The organism is Flavobacterium sp. WC2409 (genome assembly GCF_041200085.1).
Taxonomy (GTDB): Bacteria; Bacteroidota; Bacteroidia; order Flavobacteriales; family Flavobacteriaceae; genus Flavobacterium.
The window spans coordinates 1,245,800-1,265,172 of sequence record NZ_CP165625.1 but is presented as its reverse complement, the minus strand read 5'-3'; the positions used below and the strand labels follow the sequence as shown (position 1 = coordinate 1,265,172).

Annotated in this window: 15 protein-coding genes; 4 read left to right on the top strand and 11 right to left on the bottom strand. The window is 32.0% G+C overall.

From position 1 onward, the window contains the following. Positions 1 to 72: 72 nt before the first annotated feature. Entirely contained in the window at positions 73 to 1,914 is a 1,842-nt protein-coding gene (locus AB3G34_RS05465; protein ID WP_369753709.1) for a cystathionine beta-synthase, read from the top strand. 486 nt (positions 1,915 to 2,400) lie between these two features. After that, on the top strand, positions 2,401 to 3,318 hold the full coding sequence (locus tag AB3G34_RS05460; protein ID WP_369753708.1) for an AraC family transcriptional regulator N-terminal domain-containing protein: 918 nt from the start codon (positions 2,401 to 2,403) through the stop codon (positions 3,316 to 3,318). A 1-nt stretch (position 3,319) separates the two neighbouring features. Here AB3G34_RS05460 and AB3G34_RS05455 read toward each other — a convergent pair whose 3' ends face one another. Both AB3G34_RS05455 and AB3G34_RS05450 read right to left on the bottom strand, forming a co-directional pair. Then, entirely contained in the window at positions 3,320 to 3,694 is a 375-nt protein-coding gene (locus AB3G34_RS05455) for a DUF779 domain-containing protein (protein ID WP_369753707.1), read from the bottom strand. A gap of 74 nt (positions 3,695 to 3,768) precedes the next feature. Continuing rightward, a complete protein-coding gene (locus AB3G34_RS05450; protein WP_369753706.1) occupies positions 3,769 to 5,274 on the bottom strand; it encodes an aldehyde dehydrogenase family protein in 1,506 nt (501 codons plus the stop codon). A 265-nt stretch (positions 5,275 to 5,539) separates the two neighbouring features. Here AB3G34_RS05450 and pheT point away from each other — a divergent pair, with 265 nt between their 5' ends. Further along, positions 5,540 to 7,960 carry a phenylalanine--tRNA ligase subunit beta gene (gene pheT / locus AB3G34_RS05445; RefSeq protein ID WP_369753705.1) on the top strand — a complete coding sequence of 807 codons (2,421 nt, stop codon included), beginning with the start codon at positions 5,540 to 5,542 and terminating at the stop codon, positions 7,958 to 7,960. A gap of 119 nt (positions 7,961 to 8,079) precedes the next feature. Here pheT and AB3G34_RS05440 read toward each other — a convergent pair whose 3' ends face one another. From AB3G34_RS05440 to rpsF, 5 genes are all read right to left on the bottom strand, one after another. Then, positions 8,080 to 8,634, bottom strand: a complete 555-nt coding sequence (locus AB3G34_RS05440) for a fasciclin domain-containing protein (RefSeq protein WP_367769584.1) — start codon at positions 8,632 to 8,634, stop codon at positions 8,080 to 8,082. Between the two features lie 200 nt (positions 8,635 to 8,834). Then, on the bottom strand, positions 8,835 to 11,993 hold the full coding sequence (locus tag AB3G34_RS05435) for a carboxypeptidase regulatory-like domain-containing protein (RefSeq protein ID WP_369753704.1): 3,159 nt from the start codon (positions 11,991 to 11,993) through the stop codon (positions 8,835 to 8,837). A gap of 99 nt (positions 11,994 to 12,092) precedes the next feature. After that, positions 12,093 to 12,530, bottom strand: coding sequence for a 50S ribosomal protein L9 (rplI, locus tag AB3G34_RS05430; RefSeq protein ID WP_367769578.1), 438 nt, complete (start codon positions 12,528 to 12,530; stop codon positions 12,093 to 12,095). A 66-nt stretch (positions 12,531 to 12,596) separates the two neighbouring features. Further along, complete coding sequence (gene rpsR, locus AB3G34_RS05425; protein ID WP_066077030.1) at positions 12,597 to 12,893, bottom strand: 30S ribosomal protein S18; 297 nt, start codon at positions 12,891 to 12,893, stop codon at positions 12,597 to 12,599. A 5-nt stretch (positions 12,894 to 12,898) separates the two neighbouring features. Next, positions 12,899 to 13,240, bottom strand: a complete 342-nt coding sequence (gene rpsF / locus AB3G34_RS05420; protein ID WP_072944700.1) for a 30S ribosomal protein S6 — start codon at positions 13,238 to 13,240, stop codon at positions 12,899 to 12,901. Positions 13,241 to 13,405: 165 nt separating this feature from the next. Here rpsF and AB3G34_RS05415 point away from each other — a divergent pair, with 165 nt between their 5' ends. Beyond that, on the top strand, positions 13,406 to 14,101 hold the full coding sequence (locus tag AB3G34_RS05415; RefSeq protein ID WP_367752803.1) for a LytR/AlgR family response regulator transcription factor: 696 nt from the start codon (positions 13,406 to 13,408) through the stop codon (positions 14,099 to 14,101). A 9-nt stretch (positions 14,102 to 14,110) separates the two neighbouring features. Here AB3G34_RS05415 and priA read toward each other — a convergent pair whose 3' ends face one another. The 4 genes from priA to nadC all read right to left on the bottom strand — a co-directional run bounded on the left by priA (position 14,111) and on the right by nadC (position 18,994). After that, on the bottom strand, positions 14,111 to 16,564 hold the full coding sequence (gene priA, locus AB3G34_RS05410) for a primosomal protein N' (protein ID WP_369753703.1): 2,454 nt from the start codon (positions 16,562 to 16,564) through the stop codon (positions 14,111 to 14,113). 40 nt (positions 16,565 to 16,604) lie between these two features. Further along, positions 16,605 to 17,033 carry a DUF2147 domain-containing protein gene (locus tag AB3G34_RS05405; protein WP_369753702.1) on the bottom strand — a complete coding sequence of 143 codons (429 nt, stop codon included), beginning with the start codon at positions 17,031 to 17,033 and terminating at the stop codon, positions 16,605 to 16,607. A 108-nt stretch (positions 17,034 to 17,141) separates the two neighbouring features. Further along, positions 17,142 to 18,086, bottom strand: a complete 945-nt coding sequence (locus AB3G34_RS05400) for a YihY/virulence factor BrkB family protein (RefSeq protein WP_369753701.1) — start codon at positions 18,084 to 18,086, stop codon at positions 17,142 to 17,144. Positions 18,087 to 18,136: 50 nt separating this feature from the next. Then, positions 18,137 to 18,994, bottom strand: coding sequence for a carboxylating nicotinate-nucleotide diphosphorylase (gene nadC / locus AB3G34_RS05395; protein ID WP_369753700.1), 858 nt, complete (start codon positions 18,992 to 18,994; stop codon positions 18,137 to 18,139). Positions 18,995 to 19,373 lie beyond the last annotated feature (379 nt).

The window sequence follows — 19,373 nt, the reverse complement described above, 5'->3', positions numbered from 1 at the left end:
TAAAAACATCTTGTTCCATTTTTAGAATAAATGGAATTCATGTACCTTGCTACTCTATTCAAAAATGAAATTATGGAAGTCAATAAAATGCTTAATTATATAAAAGAAGTTTTAAAAAACAAACCTGCTGGCTGGTTGAATATCACAACCCATCGACTAGATATTTATGATGAAAAATTGGCTAAAACTCAATTTTTAGACCAATTTGAAACCTTATTTAATAACAATAATGCAACATCAGTAGCACTAAGTGAATTACCTACTGCTTACGACTATATTCGGTTAGGTCACCCCTTATCTTGTGTTCTAGAATGGGCAATGGCTAAGTTGCAACAGCTAAAGCCAGAAAATACAATTAGTTTTTCATCAAAGACAGTTCCTGTTTTGGCCATTCTAAGAAAAAATGCATTAGACCATAAAAACACTCAAATTCTTTATACTGGGAAATTACCCGCTTTTTTTGATGCGGAAGTTCTAAAACACGTTTATGGATATCAATTTGATTTAAAACATGTTGAAAACTCCGAGACGATTCCAGTCTTTGAAGGAAGTACTATTTTCGTTTCAGAACACGATGAAATGAATGCTATTGATCTCAATCCAAATATTGATTTTTATATCAATCTTTATGCTGACCTTGGAAGTATATTAGTAGTGAACAAGGGAAATGAACCTTATATCTCAGACATTCAGCATGTAAGACGAAGAGAGACCATCTCCATGACACCTGCCAATTGTCTTACTGCTTTACAATTGCTAGTAGATAAATCCGCTTTAGATACTACAAAAAGTAATGTCGAGACAAATAAACCATTAGTCTTACATTCAATTAGAGAAATTACTGATACATCTACTAAACCATTAGTTGCTTCTAGTGGACTATCAATTCAATATGCGATTTTGATGGGGCTTATTGACGATGCGCTAGAAAAACACAAAGGAAAAGCGATTAAAATTATCGTTCCTCCCAATTGTTATGGTGGAACCAATGACCAAGCTAGACGCGTTGCTGCAAGTGTTGCTAATGTAGAAATTGTGGATTTAGCTGTTGATGGTGGTAACGATATGGTTCAAAGCATTGATACTGTTTTAGCAAAAATGGCTAACGAGGATGCTGTACCATATATCATTGCTGAAATTCCAACAAACCCAAGAGTAGAAGTACCAGATTTAATGCAGTTAAAAGCTGTTTTAAGTAAAGCACGTACCACTGCTAATGGTGCAATGGCGATCGATCCTGTTTTTATTTTAGATCAAACTTTTTGTCCTAACGTTCACTTTTTGGGTGAAGACGAAGTACTATCAGCGGTTAGAACTATTTCATTTGCAAGTGGATCAAAATTTCCAAGTGGCGGGCAATGTACTGCTGGCTACTGTGTAGGAAATAAAAAAACAGAAGCTTTGATGGAGAAAATAGAAAAGCACTTACTCCTTTGCGATAACGAAGCTACAGCACTACAATATGAAATATTAGCAAAACAATTACCATCGATGAATCAAAGGATTACTGATGCTTATATCAATACCCGTGAATTTGTAAACTTTATCCATGAAGTATTACCAGCTGCGAAAATCAATTTTGTTTCAGAAGAATTAGCACAACAAGGATTTACACCTTCTGTTTTTTCATTAGACCTTCCTACTAAAGGGAATACGGATGAGGAAAGAGAAGCGAATAAAAGAGCCTTGAATCTTAAACTTATTAACTTAATGATTACTAAAATTCCTAATGAAAGTAAGTTTTGCGTGAGTTATGGACAGTTAAAAGGCTGTTACTGGACGATACCTGCAACTTCTACTCAAGGAACGACTAAAGAAGGAGACAAAGATTATATTGTTCGTGCCTCCCTTTCTCCAAATATGGATTTGGAATTGCACAAAAAAGTATTTTTGGATTTTGTTAAAACAATTTAAATATTTTGGGAGGCTTAATAGCCTCCCTTTTTTTATCAATTAATACATTTACAAATTAGTTAAGTAAAGTCACTTAAAAACTTGTAAATAAAGTATATATAGTTATTAAATTAATTATTTTATACCATTTCGCTCTCTGTGGGAAGAGCAGATTGTAGAAAACACAATTACTTAAAATAATTAGTGGCGTCTGTTTTATAGTTCTATTGAAAAAGATGCGTTCTCCCCTAGCCCTGATGGTAGCGACATCTCCCGATATAGAAAAATAAGGCTTTTTAGCCGTAGTTTTTGTAATCGGGAATATAGCGTACAGCAGGAATTGACGCTCTTAAATGTTGATTCGTTCTGCTCCAAAAACACTAGGATTAAAGGTTATTATTATTATTGTATTCATTAAATCATAATTATATTCTTTTTAACAAAAAAGCATTTCGTTAATACATTTATTTTCAGTAAGTTTATAAATCCTGATTACAAACGCTAACAATGAATCGTACCTACATTACTCCTCCTCATTTATCGAATGAAAAATCACTGAAAACCTTAGTGGAGAACAGAACGGTTTACAATTTAAATCATTGTGAATTGAATCTTTTTGAGACGTATAAAGCATCCGAATTGGTTTCTTTGAAATTTAATGATTTAGTGGTGACGAGTATGTTGAGAGGTAAAAAAGTAATGCATCTTTTTGACGATCCAGGTTTTGAATATTTACCTGGAGAAACGGTAATGATTCCTTCGAATGTAGAAATGAAAATTGATTTTCCTGAGGCTTCAATACATAATCCTACACAATGTTTAGCACTGGCAATTGATCAACAAAAAATTACAGATACTTTGGATTTCTTGAACGAGCGTTATCCTAAGGAGGGAAACAAGCAGTTTTGGCATTTAAATTATCAAAATTACTATTTCTATAATAACGTAGAACTGGCGACAACCATCAATAAATTAATCAAGGAATGCATGAGTACATCAGTAACGAAAGATGTTTTGGCCGACTTGACTTTACAAGAATTGTTGATTCGAATTATTCAAACCCAAACGGCAAAATCCATTGATGATGGTTTATATGCTGATCCAAACTCTCCGATAACTCCCGTAATCGACTACATCCGATTGAATTTAAGAGAGAACATCAGTCTTAAAAATTTAAGCGAAAAAGCCTGTATGAGTACCACTTCATTCTATCGTTTCTTTAAAAAAGAGTTAGGAATGAGTCCGATTGAATTTGTTATCAATGAAAAAATTCGTTGTGCTAAGAAATTACTAAAAAATCCAAGCATACAAATTAATGAAGTTTGCCATTTATCGGGTTTTGAAGACAGCAATTACTTCATTAGATTGTTTAAAAAACACGAAGGAATTACCCCTAAACAATACCAGTTATTGTACGTGAATTAATTTATTCAATATATTTTACGGGTTCTAAAGTGAGTTCTTCTTCAGGAGTAAAAATCCGATAATCAATTTGAAAGGTTTTCTTCAAGGGCGTTTCTAGTGAAAATCCACCTACTCCGAATGCATCAATTACTTTTAAAGTAAAATGGGCATGTTTCCAGTATTCAAATAAATCTTTATCAACCCAGAATTCGGTTTCTTCAATGGTACCAATACATACATCGCCCATTCTTTGATAAAAACCTCCTTTTTCAAAACACTGTGGTTGCGTTCCTTCACAACAGCCACCTGCTTGATAAAACATTAAATCACCATGTTTTTCTTTGAGTATTTTTATTAATTCTATTGCGTTTTCTGTGGCATCAATTCTTTTTATCATTTTTTTATATTTAAAATAAAACCTGACAAATCATACAATCTGTCAGGTTTATCATTAACAATAATCTCAATCTACTAAAAGAAACCTAATTTCTTTTTATCGTAAGAAATCAACATATTTTTTGTTTGACGGTAATGACCTAACATCATTTTATGGTTTTCACGTCCAATTCCTGATTGTTTGTATCCTCCAAAAGGAGCGCCTGCTGGATAAGAATGGTATTGATTAATCCAAACACGACCCGCTTGAATAGCTCTTGGTACTTGATAAATTTCATGTGCATCACGTGTCCAAACTCCTGCACCTAATCCATACATAGTATCATTTGCAATAGCGATAGCCTCTTCAGTAGTTTTGAAAGTAGTAACAGCCAATACTGGTCCGAAAATTTCTTCTTGAAAAATCCTCATTTTATTATTTCCTTTAAAAAGTGTTGGCTGAATGTAATATCCACCCTCTAGGTCACCTCCAAAATGATTGGCATCCCCACCTATTAATAACTCGGCACCTTCTTCTTTACCCAGTTTTATATAAGACATGATTTTTTCTTTTTGAACTAATGAAGCCTGTGCTCCCATCATAGTCGTTCTGTCTAATGGATTACCCACTTTGATTGCTGCCGTTCTTTCAATTACTCTAGCTATGAATTTTTCATAAATATCTTCATGCACTAATAATCGAGAAGGACAAGTACAAATTTCTCCTTGATTTAAGGCAAACATTACTGCACCTTCAACCGCTTTGTCAAAGAAATCATCATCAGCATCACCTACTGATTTCATAAAAATATTAGGAGACTTCCCTCCTAGTTCCAGCGTTACTGGAATAATATTCTCAGTAGCGTATTGCATTACTAAACGTCCTGTAGTTGTAGATCCTGTAAAAGCAGCTTTAGATACTTTTTTATTAGTAACCAAAGCTCTACCTAGCTCAGCTCCAAAACCATTCACTATATTAATCACTCCTGGAGGTAATATATCCCCTATCAATTCCATTAATACAAGTATTGAAATTGGTGTACTTTCTGCAGGTTTTAAAACTACTGTATTTCCAGCAGCCAATGCTGGAGCTAATTTCCAAACGGCCATTAGTATTGGAAAGTTCCAAGGTATAATTTGTGCTATTACTCCTAATGGTTCACTTAATGCAATTGAAACTGTTTGTGAATCCAGTTCGGCAATCGAACTTTCTTCAGCTCTAATTACTCCTGCAAAATATCTGAAATGGTCAATTGCCAAAGGAATATCAGCAGCTAAAGTTTCCCGTATAGCTTTACCATTGTCTATTGTTTCAACTGTGGCAATATATTCCAAGTTATCTTCGATTACTTGTGCAATTTTATTTAATAAATTACTACGTTCCGTCACAGAGGTTTTACCCCAAGTTTGAAACGCTTCATATGCTGCATCCACAGCTACATCCAAATCTGCTTTGGTTGAATGCGCTGCTCTTGTAAATACTTTTCCATCAATAGGAGAAACCACGTCAAAATATTGACCTCCGATTGGTGCTACAAATTTTCCACCTATATAATTATCATACGTTGCCTTAAATTCAGGTCTTTTTGCTATGTTGCTCATACTATCTCGATTTTTAATTTTATCAAATTTACCTTAACCATTTCAATTTATGTAGCATTATTCATTCAGTTAATAGCATAAAATTTACATATTCGTTTATTTAACATAATATTAATAATTTATTCGTAAATAATTTAGATTAAAATTACACTATTTCTATTTTAAAGTCATTATAGACATTAAAATAATGTACCAAAAAACCAAAAAAATTGTTTCTTACTACAAACTGCAATCCTTATATTTGCAACCTTATTAAAAATGACAGATGAAAATATCTTACAACTGGTTAAAACAGTTCCTTAAAACAGATTGGAATTCCGAAGAAACAGCAGCTTTACTTACTGATCTAGGTTTAGAAGTAGAAGTAGTTGAAAAATACCAATCCGTAAAAGGAGGTTTAGAAGGTATTGTAGTAGGGCATGTACTTACTTGTGTTCCCCATCCAGATGCTGACAGACTAAAATTAACAACAGTTGATCTTGGAACTGGCACACCTATACAAATAGTATGTGGAGCTGCTAATGTAGATGCTGGGCAAAAAGTACCCGTTGCAACTATAGGAACCGTTTTATATGACAAAGAAGGAGCAGCTTTTACTATTAAAAAAGGGAAGATACGCGGACAAGAAAGTCATGGAATGATATGTGCCGAAGATGAATTAGGCCTTGGAACAAGCCATGATGGAATCATGATTCTTGACGCGTCTTTAGTTCCTGGAACAAAAGCATCTGAAGTTTTTAAAATAGAAAATGATGAAGTATTCGAAATTGGATTAACGCCCAATCGTGCGGATGCGATGAGTCATTTAGGTACGGCCAGAGATTTAAGAGCTGGATTATTACAAAGTGGTGTAAACGTTGAATTGATTACGCCTTCTGTTAGTAATTTTAGAGTGGACATGAGAACCTTAAAAATAGATACCATTATTGAAGAGACAACATTAGCTCCTAGGTATTGTGGTGTGACTATTTCTGGAATTACAGTAAAACCATCACCTAGTTGGTTGCAAGATCGTTTAAAAGCGATTGGAATCAATCCAAAAAATAATATTGTCGATGTTACTAATTATGTTTTACATGAATTGGGACAACCGCTTCACGCTTTTGATGCATCAAAAATAAACGGGAAAATTATTGTAAAAACAGTACCTGCAGGAACCAAGTTTACAACTCTTGATGATGTAGAAAGAACGTTACATGAGGAAGATTTAATGATTTGTGACGAAAAAGGACCTTTGTGTATTGCAGGAGTTTTTGGAGGGAAAAATTCAGGAGTATCTGAACATACTACTTCTATTTTCTTAGAAAGTGCTTATTTCAATCCTGTTAGTATTCGAAAAACAGCCAAAAGACATCAATTGAATACCGATGCTTCTTTTAGATTTGAAAGAGGAATCGACCCAACCATTACGGCATATGCCTTAAAACGCGCTGCTATTTTAATTCAAGAAATGGCAGGTGGAGAAATCACATCGGATGTAAGTGATGTATATCAAAAGAAAATTGAAGATTTTTCAGTGTTTCTAAATTTTGCTAATGTGGCAAAAATTATTGGTCAGGAAATTCCAAAAGATACAATTAAACAAATTTTAGTTTCTCTAGAAATAAAAGTAAATAGCATTTCAGAGGCAGGATTAGGATTAACAATTCCTTCTTACCGTGTAGATGTACAAAGAGAAATTGACGTTATTGAAGAAATTCTTAGAGTGTATGGATACAATAACATTAGCTTTTCTAAAAAATTCAATGCCACTGTTTCTAATTCACCACGAAATGAAGATTATAAATTACAAAATATAATTGCCACACAATTAAATTCACAAGGATTTAATGAAATGATGGCCAATTCATTGACTACTGCGTCTTATGTTCAACTTTCGGATATGTTGAAAGAAGAATATAATGTGACTATGTTGAATCCATTGAGTAATGATTTAGCTACTTTAAGACAATCATTATTGTTTTCTGGATTAGAAGCTTTATCATACAATATCAATCGTAAAAATAGTGATTTAAAACTTTTTGAATTTGGAAAAACATACCATAAATTCCTTTCTGGATTTGAAGAACACAAGCATTTAACTTTATTTCTTACAGGAAATAGAAATCAAGAAAGCTGGACAAGTGCTCAAAAACCATCTGATTTCTTTTTATTTAAAGGATACGTAGATGCAATTCTTGCCCGATTTGGAATACAAAAGACACAAAATAGCCCAGTAACATCAGATGTATTCTCAGAAGGAATAGCAATAGGAACTGGACACAATGCTTTGGTTGAATTTGGAGTAGTTAAAAAATCAATACTAAAACATTTTGGCATTAAACAGGAAGTGTTTTATGCTGATTTTAATTGGGATGTAATTATAAAAATGATTTCAAGTAAAATCAAATTTGTTGAAATTCCAAAATATCCTGAAGTTCGAAGAGACTTAGCTTTACTAATTGATCAAAGTGTTACTTATGATAACATTTATGCTATTGCTAGAAAAACAGAAAAAACACTTTTAAAAGACATTAATTTATTTGATGTTTACGAAGGGCAAAATCTTCCAGAAGGTAAAAAATCCTATGCTTTAAGCTTTATCATTCAAGATAGTACAAAAACATTGACTGATGCACAAATTGATAAAATCATGGGCAAACTGCAACATAATTTTGAATCTGAACTTGGAGCAATCTTAAGATAAGTTAAACTATTTATAAAATAAAAATCCCAATTCTAAAAATAGAATTGGGATTTTTTTTAATTGAAAAAGTCTTGACTAAATCAAGACTTTTCAATTAAAAACCAACCTTTTAAGATCAATTAGTTTTTAGGCAATAAAACCGCATCTACAACGTGAATTACACCATTTGATTGATTAACATCAGCAATTGTAACTTGAGACATACCTCCTTTTTCATCAGTGATGTATAATTTTTTACCTTTCATCCAAGCAGTCAATGTACCACCACTAACGGTTTTCAACATGGCTTTACCATGACCTTTCTTAATCGCCATAGCAATATCTGAAGAATTCATTTTTCCTGCAACTACATGATACGTAAGTATCGTTTGCAACATTTTTTTATTCTCTGGTTTCAATAGCGTTTCTACAGTACCCATTGGCAATTTAGCAAATGCTTCGTTTGTTGGTGCAAAAACAGTAAACGGTCCTTTTCCTTGTAGCGTTTCAACAAGATCTGCTGCTTTTACTGCGGCAACTAATGTAGTATGGTCTTTAGAATTAACTGCATTTTCGATAATATTTTTCGAAGGATACATAGCTGCTCCACCAACCATAACTGTTTTTTGAGCGAAAGATGTTGCTCCAAATACTAATGCAAATAATGCTACTGATAAAAATTTTCTAGTTTTCATAAATCTATTTATTAAGTTATATAAAAGCATTTACGCTAAGAAAACGGATATGGTTTTAAAAAAAAATATTTTTTTTTTAAACACCATCTAATCAATACTATGAAAACAAATTTATCTAAGAATAAAATCTCATTTAATCGTATAAAATAAAAAAGCGCTCCTTTGCAGGAACGCTTTTTTATTTTATTATTTATTTAAATTTAGAAAATATATCTGATTCCAAATTGAGCTTGCCATCTAGACAACAAACTAGCGTCATAATTGAATGTTTTAGTTTGACTACCACTAAATGTATATGTTGGAATTTTTGTTGTTGGATCAACAGAAACACCTATTGGCTGCACACTTGTTGGAACTTGAACTAATCCCCAGTCAGAATTAATTAAATTCCCTAAGTTCAACACGTCTAAACTAAGTTGAATTGTATTCGTTTTGTTAGAACTAGAAGAAGGTTTAAAGTTATAATCTTGCATTAATTTAAGATCCCATTTTCCTCTCCATGGAGACAAAGCACCATAGCGTTCTGCATACTGACCTCTTCTTCCGCTTAAATAACTATCTTGACTGATGAATTTATCAAAAGCCACACCTTGTCCAGCCCCAGAGAAAATCATTGTACTAATTTGAGCAGTAGTTGGAATATAAATTAAATCATTTCCAGATGCTCCATCATTATTGATATCTCCTCCGTAAGTATAGTTAAAACGTCCACCTTGAGCATATTCAAAAAATGTAGAAACTGTAGTTGCCCATTTGTCATTACCGTATTTCCATACTTTAGAAGCCACTCCAATAAAACGGTGTGTATCTCCATATTTAGAATTTGCTAAAACAGCATCATTCACATTTCCTAAAGCTGGATTAAATGAAAAAGCATCACCTGTAATTTCTGCTTCAATCGAGTTCACATCTTTTGATTTTAAATAGTTATATGCCAAACTAGCAAATAAACCATTGTCAAATGTTTTTTGAACTTTTACTGACGTATTAAAAGCACTTCCTTTATTTGTATTTGTTAATACATATCCATTAGTTCTTGCTGGAAAACCATAATCAGTCCAAACACCATAGTCAGAATCGCCATATATAGCTCTGTTATCAGCACCTGCTAAAGTACTAGTTGGTTTTTTCAATCCCCAGTTTTGAATGTGTACTCCATTTATATCTTTATTGTATGACATATCAACTGTAACAATAAAGTTATTGTCAAATTTATGATCAACTCCTATGCTTGTTCTCCAAACTTGAGGGAATTTAAAGTTTTCATCAACCACTTCATAGAAAAATGGATCAGTACCACCTACTTGATTACCTATCCACACAAATGGTAGTTTACCAGTAAAAATACCAGTACCTCCTCTTAACTGTGTCGTTTTATCTCCATTCACATCCCAATTAAAACCTAATCTAGGAGACCACAATAAAGCATTTCCAGGTAATTTTGTTGAATCAAATTTCTTAACACTACCGTCATTTGGATTGTAATATTCAATATTTGGAACATATCCTTCTGAATTATCTGTGTCAATAAATTTTTGAATTAATTTTGAAGTATTAAAGTATAAAGGCTTATCAGCTCTTAAACCGTAAATCAATTTGAAGTTGTCATTAATATTCCATTCATCTTGAGCATAAAAAGCCAATTGACCTACATTCAGTTCAGCTAAATTCCAACCACCATTTGAACCATCAGGAAGTTTGTTTTTTGTATCGTAGGTTGCTTGCGCATCAGCAATTGCAGACGCGTAATATCCACTTGCAATGTTAGCATCAAAACCAGCCATATCAGTACTACCAAACACATCAAAACCATATCCTTTAAGGTTAAAAGAGTTTTTAAAACTGAATTTTTCAAAAGAGAAACCAGCTGTAAAAATATGATTACCCTTTACAATATTTAAATTGTTTGTAATTTGAATTACTTTTTGATCCAATTTATTGTTGATAGAAAATGGTTCATGTCCAGCAATAATATATGGAGAACCATCTTTTGTTATATTAATTACTGGAGCTGGAGCAGAAAACGGGTCTCTAAAGTCATTGAAATGCGTATAACCCGCTTGTAGTTTATTAGAAACTGTTTCACTGAATTTTGAATTCAATTCAACCAAAAAAGAACTAATTTGATTATTTATTTGATATCCTGAATTTTGAAATTGCAATGTATTAGCATCAGGTCCTCTACGTAAAATTGCAGTAGGGTGTGCTGGCTTGTCTTTAGATGCATCTAAAAAATTATAGATAAATGCTAACTTATGATTGTCATTAATATTCCAATCAAACTTGATAATTCCTTTATTTGAATTAGAATTATGAGTAAAACCTTGATAAGCACCGGTATCATAACCTAATTTACCCAACTCTGTAGAAACATGCATTAAATCAGTTGCTAGCACTCTAGACTCATTTACATCTGTAGTTCCATTTCCATCGTTAGCAACAAAATTAGAACCTAAATCACTTCTTTGATCTATTTCATAATTTGCAAAGAAAAATAATTTGTTTTTAACAATTGGTCCACCAATGCTAAAACCAGCTTGAGTTTGCTCCAATGAAGGAACAAATATTTTTTCTCCTTTTATTTTATTACCCGTTAAATCTTGATTTCTATAGAAAGCATAAGCTGTTCCATGAAATTCATTCGTTCCTGACTTGGTAACGGCATTTACAGAAGCACCTGTAAATCCAGATAATGTTACATCATATGGTGCCGTAGCCACTTGAATTTGATCAATTGCATCAAGAGATATTGGTTGAGAACCTGTTTGCCCTCCTGGAGTAGCAGCGTCTAACCCAAAAGGATTATTAAACACGGCACCGTTCAAAGAGTAATTGTTGTATTTGTTATTTCTCCCACCAAAAGAACCACCACTTGCAGAAGGCTCTAAACGAGTAAAATCATCAGCTGATCTAGAAATCGTAGGCAAGGCCGACAATTCTCTTCTACCAATTGTAGTTTCAGCACCGGTTTTTCCACTTTGAAAAACTTTGTTCTTAGATCCTGTAATTTTAACTTCATTTAGTTGCTGACTTTCATCTTTCAGAAGAACATTTAAATTAAATGGTTTTCCCAATTCCAAGAAAATATCATTAAATTCCTGAGTTTGAAAACCAATAAAAGTAACAATAACTTTGTAAGGGCCTCCCACTCTCATATTCAACATATTATATCTTCCGTCTTCATTTGATAATGAAGAATACTTAGATCCTGTTGGAATATGAATTGCAAGCACAGTTGCTCCTGGAAGCGACTCTGTTTCAGAACTTTTTACAGTTCCCTTTATACTCGACGTAGTAGTTTGGGCTATCATGGAATGCAGACCAAAAACCAGAACCAAAAAAGTAATAATTTTTTTCATTTGTTATATTTTGCGTTATTTAGCGCAAAATTAGACAAAAAAAAATCACTCCGAAGAGTGATTTTTACATTTTATTAACAAACAGTTAACAAACTGTTATTATTCTGCGATAATTTCATAAGGTAATTCAACAATTACATCTCTATGTAAACGAACACTTGCAGTGTATTTACCAGTACGTTTAACGATACCGCTAGTGATGAATTTTCTGTCAATTACTTGACCACCTTTTGATAAAGCTTCAGCGATGTCAATATTCGTGATTGAACCAAATAATTTTTCTCCACCTGCTTTAGCAGTAATTTTAATTTCGATAGCTTTAATAGTTTCAGCTAATGCATTTGCATCTGCTACTACTTTAGCTTCTTTATGTGCTCTTTGTTTTAGGTTTTCAGCCAATACTTTCTTTGCAGAAGCAGTTGCTAATTGTGCGTGACCTTGAGGAATTAAAAAGTTACGACCGTAACCATTTTTTACCGTTACCACATCATCTTTAAAACCTAAATTTTGAACGTCTTGTTTTAAAATCAATTCCATGTTGTTGTCCTTTATTATAGAAGTTAGTCCCGATAGTTATCGGGACAACAAACTTTATTTTTAATATTATTTAAGTAAATCAGCCACGTATGGCATTAAAGCTAAGTGACGTGCTCTTTTAACAGCAACTGACACTTTTCTTTGGTATTTTAATGAAGTTCCTGTTAAACGACGAGGAAGAATTTTTCCTTGTTCGTTTACGAATTTCAATAAGAAATCAGCATCTTTATAATCGATATATTTAATACCTGATTTTTTGAAACGACAGTATTTCTTTTGTTTGTTAGTTTCTATGTTTAAAGGTGTAAGATATCTGATATCCCCGTCTTTTTTTCCTGAAGCAGATTGTTGTAATGTTGCCATGATAATTAAGCTTTTTGAGATTTAAGTTTTGCTCTTCTTCTTTCAGCCCAAGAGATAGCATGTTTGTCAAGACTTACAGTTAAGAAACGCATAACTCTTTCGTCACGTCTAAATTCAGTTTCAAAAGCAATAAGAACTTCACCTGATACTTTAAATTCGAACAAATGGTAAAAACCACTTTTCTTGTTTTGGATTTCGTAAGCCATCTTTTTAAGACCCCAGTCTTCTTTAGATACCATTTCTGCTCCTCTACTAGTAAGAAAATCTTCAAATTTGCTTACTGTTTCCTTTACCTGAACATCAGATAAAACGGGATTTAAAATGAAAACAGTTTCATAATGATTCATAAATATATATTTATTTGTTATTTTGGGTGCAAAAGTAGTCTTTATTTCTGAATAACCTAATGTTTTTTCTATTTAATCGTTAAAAGGTAAAAAAAACAAGATAAAGTATAAATATTTTAAAATTTTAAATTATATTTACTATTCCAAATCTTAAATTATGAAATTATGAAACTAAACTGTGTCGTTGTCGATGATAGTTCTATACAAAGAATGATCATCGCAAAGTTAGTCAATAATCATCCAAACTTACACTTAATAGGAGACTTTTCTAATGCTATTGAGGCAAGAAGTTGTATGTCTATACATAATGTAGACCTAATATTTCTTGATATTGAAATGCCTGTTATAAGTGGTTTTGATTTTTTGGATGGATTAAAAATTAAACCACAAATCATTTTCATTACTTCCAAAGCGGAATACGCTATGAAAGCTTTTGATTATGATGCTACCGACTATCTTCAAAAACCTATTGCAATAGATCGTTTCAACGCTTCTGTTAAAAGAGCTGTAGATGTACATCTATATAAAAAGGATATTAAAGAAGAAGAAGGAGAACACATATTCATTAAAAGTAATTTAAAAAAACTAAAAGTTTTCACTGCTAAAATAAAATGGATTGAAGCTTTTGGTGATTATGTAAGAGTCGTTACTGAAGATGATAGTAATTTAGTTCTTTCTACAATGAAATCTTTTGAGAATGATCTTTCTAAAAAGAAATTTGTAAGAGTTCATAAGTCATATATTATTAATATTGATAAGGTAGAACGTTTCAATAGTAAGTTTGCTGAAATTGGCGTTACTAAAATACCTTTGAGTAGAAACAAAAAAGAAGATCTAGTAAAAGCCTTATCATTTGCATAAAAACTACTTTTAATAAAAATCTACATTTATCATAACTTTTATAGCTCTGTATTGAGCAACTGCATCAAAACTATTCAACATCTTTTGAATAGTTTTTTTTGTGTTTACTATAGACGAGTTTTGTGGAATTTTAATAATTATAGTTCTGATATACTCATTCCTAATTCTGTTTATTGCTGGCTCTTCTGGTCCAAGTACAGGTACATTCAAATTTTGACTTATAACTTGATACAACCACATTGCACCTTCTTTTAATTTATCAAAATCACGATGTTTTAAGGTGACTTTTATAATTCTAAAATAAGGTGGATATTTATAAATTTGCCTGTCATACAATTGCTCATTATACATCCCTATATAATCATTCTTAGTAACTTGCTGTATGGTATTATGATCCGGATTATAAGTTTGAATAATTACTTTTCCTTGCTTACCAGATCGTCCTGATCTCCCTGAAACCTGCATCATCATTTGAAAACTTCTTTCAAAGGCTCTAAAATCTGGATGATACAACATATTATCTGCGTTCATGATTCCAACTAAACTCACATTGTCAAAGTCCAATCCTTTGGCCAACATTTGTGTCCCTACCAAAATATCTACTTCCCTATTTTTAAAACTATCAATAATTTTTTCGAAACCAAATTTTCCTCTCGTAGTATCCTGATCCATTCTCCCGATTTTATAATCGGGAAATAAAATCGTCAATTCTTGCTGAATTTGCTCTGTTCCAAAACCTTTAGTGGTCAAATGAACACTAGAACAACTATGACAATGTGTAGGTTTTGCGATAGAATACCCACAATAGTGACAACGCAATTGATTTTTATGCTTGTGATACGTTAAACTCACATCACATTGCTGGCATTGTGGCACATGGCCGCAAGTCAAACATTCTAATAAAGGGGAATATCCTCTTCTATTTTGAAACAATATTACCTGCTCCCCAATCGATACGGCATTAGTTATACTTTCAATTAAGACATCGCTAAAATGTCCATTCATTCGTTTTCTAAAATATTTATCTTTTAAATCAACCAGTTCAATATCAGGCATCATGACATTCCCATATCGTTTTGTGATTTCAACTAATCCATACTTTTCTGACTTCGCATTAAAATAGGTTTCGATACTTGGTGTTGCTGAACCCAACAAAACTTTAGCTTTATGAAAATTGGCTAAAACAATTGCAGCATCACGCGCATGATACCTAGGAGCAGGATCCATTTGCTTAAAAGTTTGCTCATGTTCTTCATCTACAATGATGAACCCTAAATTAAGAAAAGGCAAGAATAATGCCGATCTCGCTCCTATCACTATCTGTGCTTTTTCTGAATTTTGCAATACTTGATTCCAAACCTCAATACGTTCGTTATGATTATATTTCGAATGAAAAACAGCCACTTTATTTCCAAAATGAGCACTCAGTCTACTTACTAATTGTGTGGTAAGCGCGATCTCTGGTAACAAATACAAAACTTGTTTTTCTGAAAGAAGATACTCTTCAATCAATTTTATATAGATTTCCGTTTTACCACTTGAAGTTACCCCATGCAAAAGACAAACTTCTTTTTTATTTAAGGACTCTTTAATTTCATTCAGACTTTTATGTTGAATTTCACTCAATCGCAATTCATTTTCCTTGCCATTACCTGAGAAACTTACCCTATCTTCTTGCAAATAGTAGTCTTCAAATATCTGTTTGTCGATTAATGTTTTTATAATTGCCGAAGTCGAATTAGCAGTATCTATTAATTTTTTTACTGTTAATGGCTTCTTTTCTGTAGCAAGTAATTGAAAATAAGTAAGAACAATCTCTTTTTGTTTATTCGCATTCTTAAGGGTTTCCAGCAATTCCCCTAAACCGTTATTAGATTCGTATTTTGAATGTAGCCGAACATACCGCACCAATTTAGGTTTATAGTTTTCCAACATTTCTTCTTGCAGCACTATAATTCCTTTATCAATCAGTTTCTGAATAACAGGAAAAATATTTTTCTTATTTAAAATTGATGCGATATCATTTATTTTAAGTGAAGATTGCAACTGTAGCGCCTGATAAATTAAATACTCTTCATCTGAAAGTAAACTTTCATCAACAAAATCAGTTGCTTTTTGAGATATTATAGTTTCACTTTCTAATAATAAAGCGCTTGGCATTGCCCCACGATATACATCCCCAATGGCACACATATAATAACTGGCAATCCATTGCCAATGCGCAATTTGAATTTCAGTAACAATAGGGTTTTCATCAAGGATTTGATGTATTTCTTTTGCTTCGTACAGGGTTGGTTTCTCTTGATGTTTATCTATAACCAGAGCGGTATAGATTTTATTTTTACCAAAAGGAACTGCAACTCGCATTCCTTTTTTAACATAAAGATACTCTGATTCCGAAACGCAATAAGTAAAGGTTTTAGCAAGGGAAAGCGGTAAAATAACTTCGACAAAAAAAAGCATTCAATAAAATGTTATAATTAAAAAAGACAAGAAGAAAAAGCTACTTCACTCTATACCAGTATTGTGTTCTTCCTAATAATGCAAATCCAATATAACCACGAATTTTAAGTTTTTCATTACTCTCTAAAACAATATAACATTTATACACTTTTCCAGTTTTAGGATCCATAATTTTCCCCGAATTATATTCGTTACCATCTTTCGAAAGTCCTTTTAAGATAGTCATGCCAATAATAGGTTTGTTATAATCTTCTCCACCACATTCATGACAAAGATCTTTTTTATGTTCTTTATCCAAAATATCAATTACTTTCCCATAAACTTTTCCTGATTTCTCATAAATTTCTATAATTGATTTGGCTTCACCGGTTTCATCATCTATTGTTTTCCATTTTCCCGTAACACTATGATTTTGAGCAAAAAAAAACGTACTAATAAAGAGTGCTATAATTGTAATTGTATTTTTCATGACTTTAATTTTTAATTTTGATTAAACTAAGATTGTAAAATTGCTTGTATCTCTAAAGGTTAAAATCAAAATAGTTCTTAATTTTAGTGACCACAACTATAAAGTTAGCTAAATTATTTCTGCAATTTTAGAACTATTATTTTTCTTTTTTAATTTATTTATCGCTGCATTCAATTCAAAACCTAATAATAATATCATGCAATTAATCCAAATATAAAACATTACGATTAACAAAGTACCTATTGAGCCATAAAGCTGGTTGTATTGTGAAAACCGTATTACCCAAATTCCGAAAAAATAAGAGATAATTATCGTCAATATTGTTGTGAAAACGGAGCCTATTGATATAAATGCCCTCGATTTATCATGTTTGGTTCCAAACTTAAAAAGGATAGAAGTTGTAATTAAAATCATTAGAATTAAAAAACCATATCTCCCCATAACGATCAAAGGAATCTGATCATTTAAAACTTGATGCGCGTTTAATTTTTGAATAAAAACCTCAAAAACAACGATTATCGCAACCGTAAGTATCAATAAAATTGATAACAATACTGACATACCAACTGCTACAAAATATTGCTGAAAAAAACCTCTTTTCACTAATACATGACGAGAAGTTTCAAAACCTCCTAAAATAGCATTCAATCCATTTGCCATCAATAAAATAGACAATAAAAATCCCCAAGACAACAATCCTGAATGACTGTTGTGTAGAATATCATCAATAATATTTGCAATTGCATAATAAGTATTTGGAGGAACTCCTTCAGAAACAAATTTCAAAAAATCTTCTTGAAAACCTTCGATAGGAATATAAGGAATAAGATTTAAAATAAATAATGTAAAAGGGAATAATGCCATAAAAAAACTAAATGCAATAGAACCTGCACGATTAGATAAAGCTCCTTCAGCAATACCAATTCCATATAGCTCTAATAAGTCATAAAGCGTCAATCCTTCTAACCAAGGCAATTTTACCTTTTTTAGATAGCTGGCTAAATCCCTAAGTACTGGTATTCTTTGAATACTTTCTTCTATTTCTGCTGACATTAAATATAAATCACTTTAAAATTAAGTTCTTTTATTAGTTGCAATTCTATTTAAATCGCTTTTAAACTTAAATCCATGTTATAAATAGAATGAGTTAATGCTCCTGATGAAATATAATCAACACCACATTGTGCATAACTACGAATCGTATCTTCATTAATATTTCCCGAGGATTCTGTTAGACAGGAATCTCCTATCAAAGTTACCGCTTTTCTAGTTGTTTCATAATCAAAGTTATCTAGTAGAATTCTATACACCCCTTTACAGTCCAATATTTCTTTTACTTCCTCTATATTTCTGGCCTCCACTATAATTTTCAAATCACGGTTCTCTTTCTTAAGATACTCTTTTGTTTTAGCTATTGCTAAAGTAATTCCACCTGCAAAATCAATATGATTGTCCTTAAGCATAATCATATCATACAGAGCAAAACGATGATTCTCTCCACCTCCTATTTTTACAGCCCATTTTTCGGCTACCCGAAAACCAGGTGTCGTTTTACGAGTATCTAATATTTTTGTATTTGTTCCATCTAACAATTTTACGTAACTATTTGTCTTAGTAGCTATCGCAGACATTCTTTGCATCGAATTTAATACCATTCGTTCTGCCTTTAAAATAGATTGTGAACTTCCCGAAACATGAAAAACAACATCTCCATATTTAACTGGAGTACCATCTTCAATAAAAGTTTCAACTTTCATGTTTGGATCAACATAATTAAAAATCATTTTCGCAAATGCAACTCCTGCTATGATTCCATTGTCTTTAACTAAAAGTTTTGCATTACCTTGTGCTTCTACTGGAATACAAGCCAATGAACTATGGTCACCATCCCCTACATCTTCGCGGATAGCATTAGATATTAGTATTTGTAACTCGTCTTGAAATTGTGTTTCACTAATCATTTTTCAAAAAATTATATTTACTGCTAATGTAGTAGTTTTTTTGTGGATTGAAAAACTTGTTATAAAACCCTTTTCTAATAAATTACAACTTCTGTACTATCATTTTAATAAATCATTAAAAATAAGTACTTTAATAGAGCAACGTGGTGGCAGTAGGATTTACATTCATTAAACCTGAAAATAATGTTTGAATTTACATTAGACTATTTTTCTTTAAAATGAAACTTTAGACTATTGAAAATGAAACTAGAATAACCTACGCGCTCCATTTCTTTTTAATAAGTTAGTACTCTTCTAATTTCTATCAAAGATGAATAGATCTCATAAACGCTAGGTACGATTACAGTAAACTTGTTAATTAAAAAATTGGTGTCAGTAA

Excerpts from the sequence above, each read along its gene's own strand:
- rpsF (WP_072944700.1), bottom strand. The coding sequence starts at position 13,240 with ATGAATCATTATGAAACTGTTTTCATTTTAAATCCCGTTTTATCTGAT.
- priA (WP_369753703.1), bottom strand. The coding sequence starts at position 16,564 with ATGCTTTTTTTTGTCGAAGTTATTTTACCGCTTTCCCTTGCTAAAACC.
- pheT (WP_369753705.1), top strand. The coding sequence starts at position 5,540 with ATGAAAATATCTTACAACTGGTTAAAACAGTTCCTTAAAACAGATTGG.
- AB3G34_RS05455 (WP_369753707.1), bottom strand. The coding sequence starts at position 3,694 with ATGATAAAAAGAATTGATGCCACAGAAAACGCAATAGAATTAATAAAA.
- rplI (WP_367769578.1), bottom strand. The coding sequence starts at position 12,530 with ATGGAATTGATTTTAAAACAAGACGTTCAAAATTTAGGTTTTAAAGAT.
- AB3G34_RS05400 (WP_369753701.1), bottom strand. The coding sequence starts at position 18,086 with ATGTCAGCAGAAATAGAAGAAAGTATTCAAAGAATACCAGTACTTAGG.
- AB3G34_RS05405 (WP_369753702.1), bottom strand. The coding sequence starts at position 17,033 with ATGAAAAATACAATTACAATTATAGCACTCTTTATTAGTACGTTTTTT.
- AB3G34_RS05435 (WP_369753704.1), bottom strand. The coding sequence starts at position 11,993 with ATGAAAAAAATTATTACTTTTTTGGTTCTGGTTTTTGGTCTGCATTCC.
- AB3G34_RS05460 (WP_369753708.1), top strand. The coding sequence starts at position 2,401 with ATGAATCGTACCTACATTACTCCTCCTCATTTATCGAATGAAAAATCA.
- AB3G34_RS05440 (WP_367769584.1), bottom strand. The coding sequence starts at position 8,634 with ATGAAAACTAGAAAATTTTTATCAGTAGCATTATTTGCATTAGTATTT.
- AB3G34_RS05465 (WP_369753709.1), top strand. The coding sequence starts at position 73 with ATGGAAGTCAATAAAATGCTTAATTATATAAAAGAAGTTTTAAAAAAC.
- nadC (WP_369753700.1), bottom strand. The coding sequence starts at position 18,994 with ATGATTAGTGAAACACAATTTCAAGACGAGTTACAAATACTAATATCT.
- AB3G34_RS05450 (WP_369753706.1), bottom strand. The coding sequence starts at position 5,274 with ATGAGCAACATAGCAAAAAGACCTGAATTTAAGGCAACGTATGATAAT.
- AB3G34_RS05415 (WP_367752803.1), top strand. The coding sequence starts at position 13,406 with ATGAAACTAAACTGTGTCGTTGTCGATGATAGTTCTATACAAAGAATG.
- rpsR (WP_066077030.1), bottom strand. The coding sequence starts at position 12,893 with ATGGCAACATTACAACAATCTGCTTCAGGAAAAAAAGACGGGGATATC.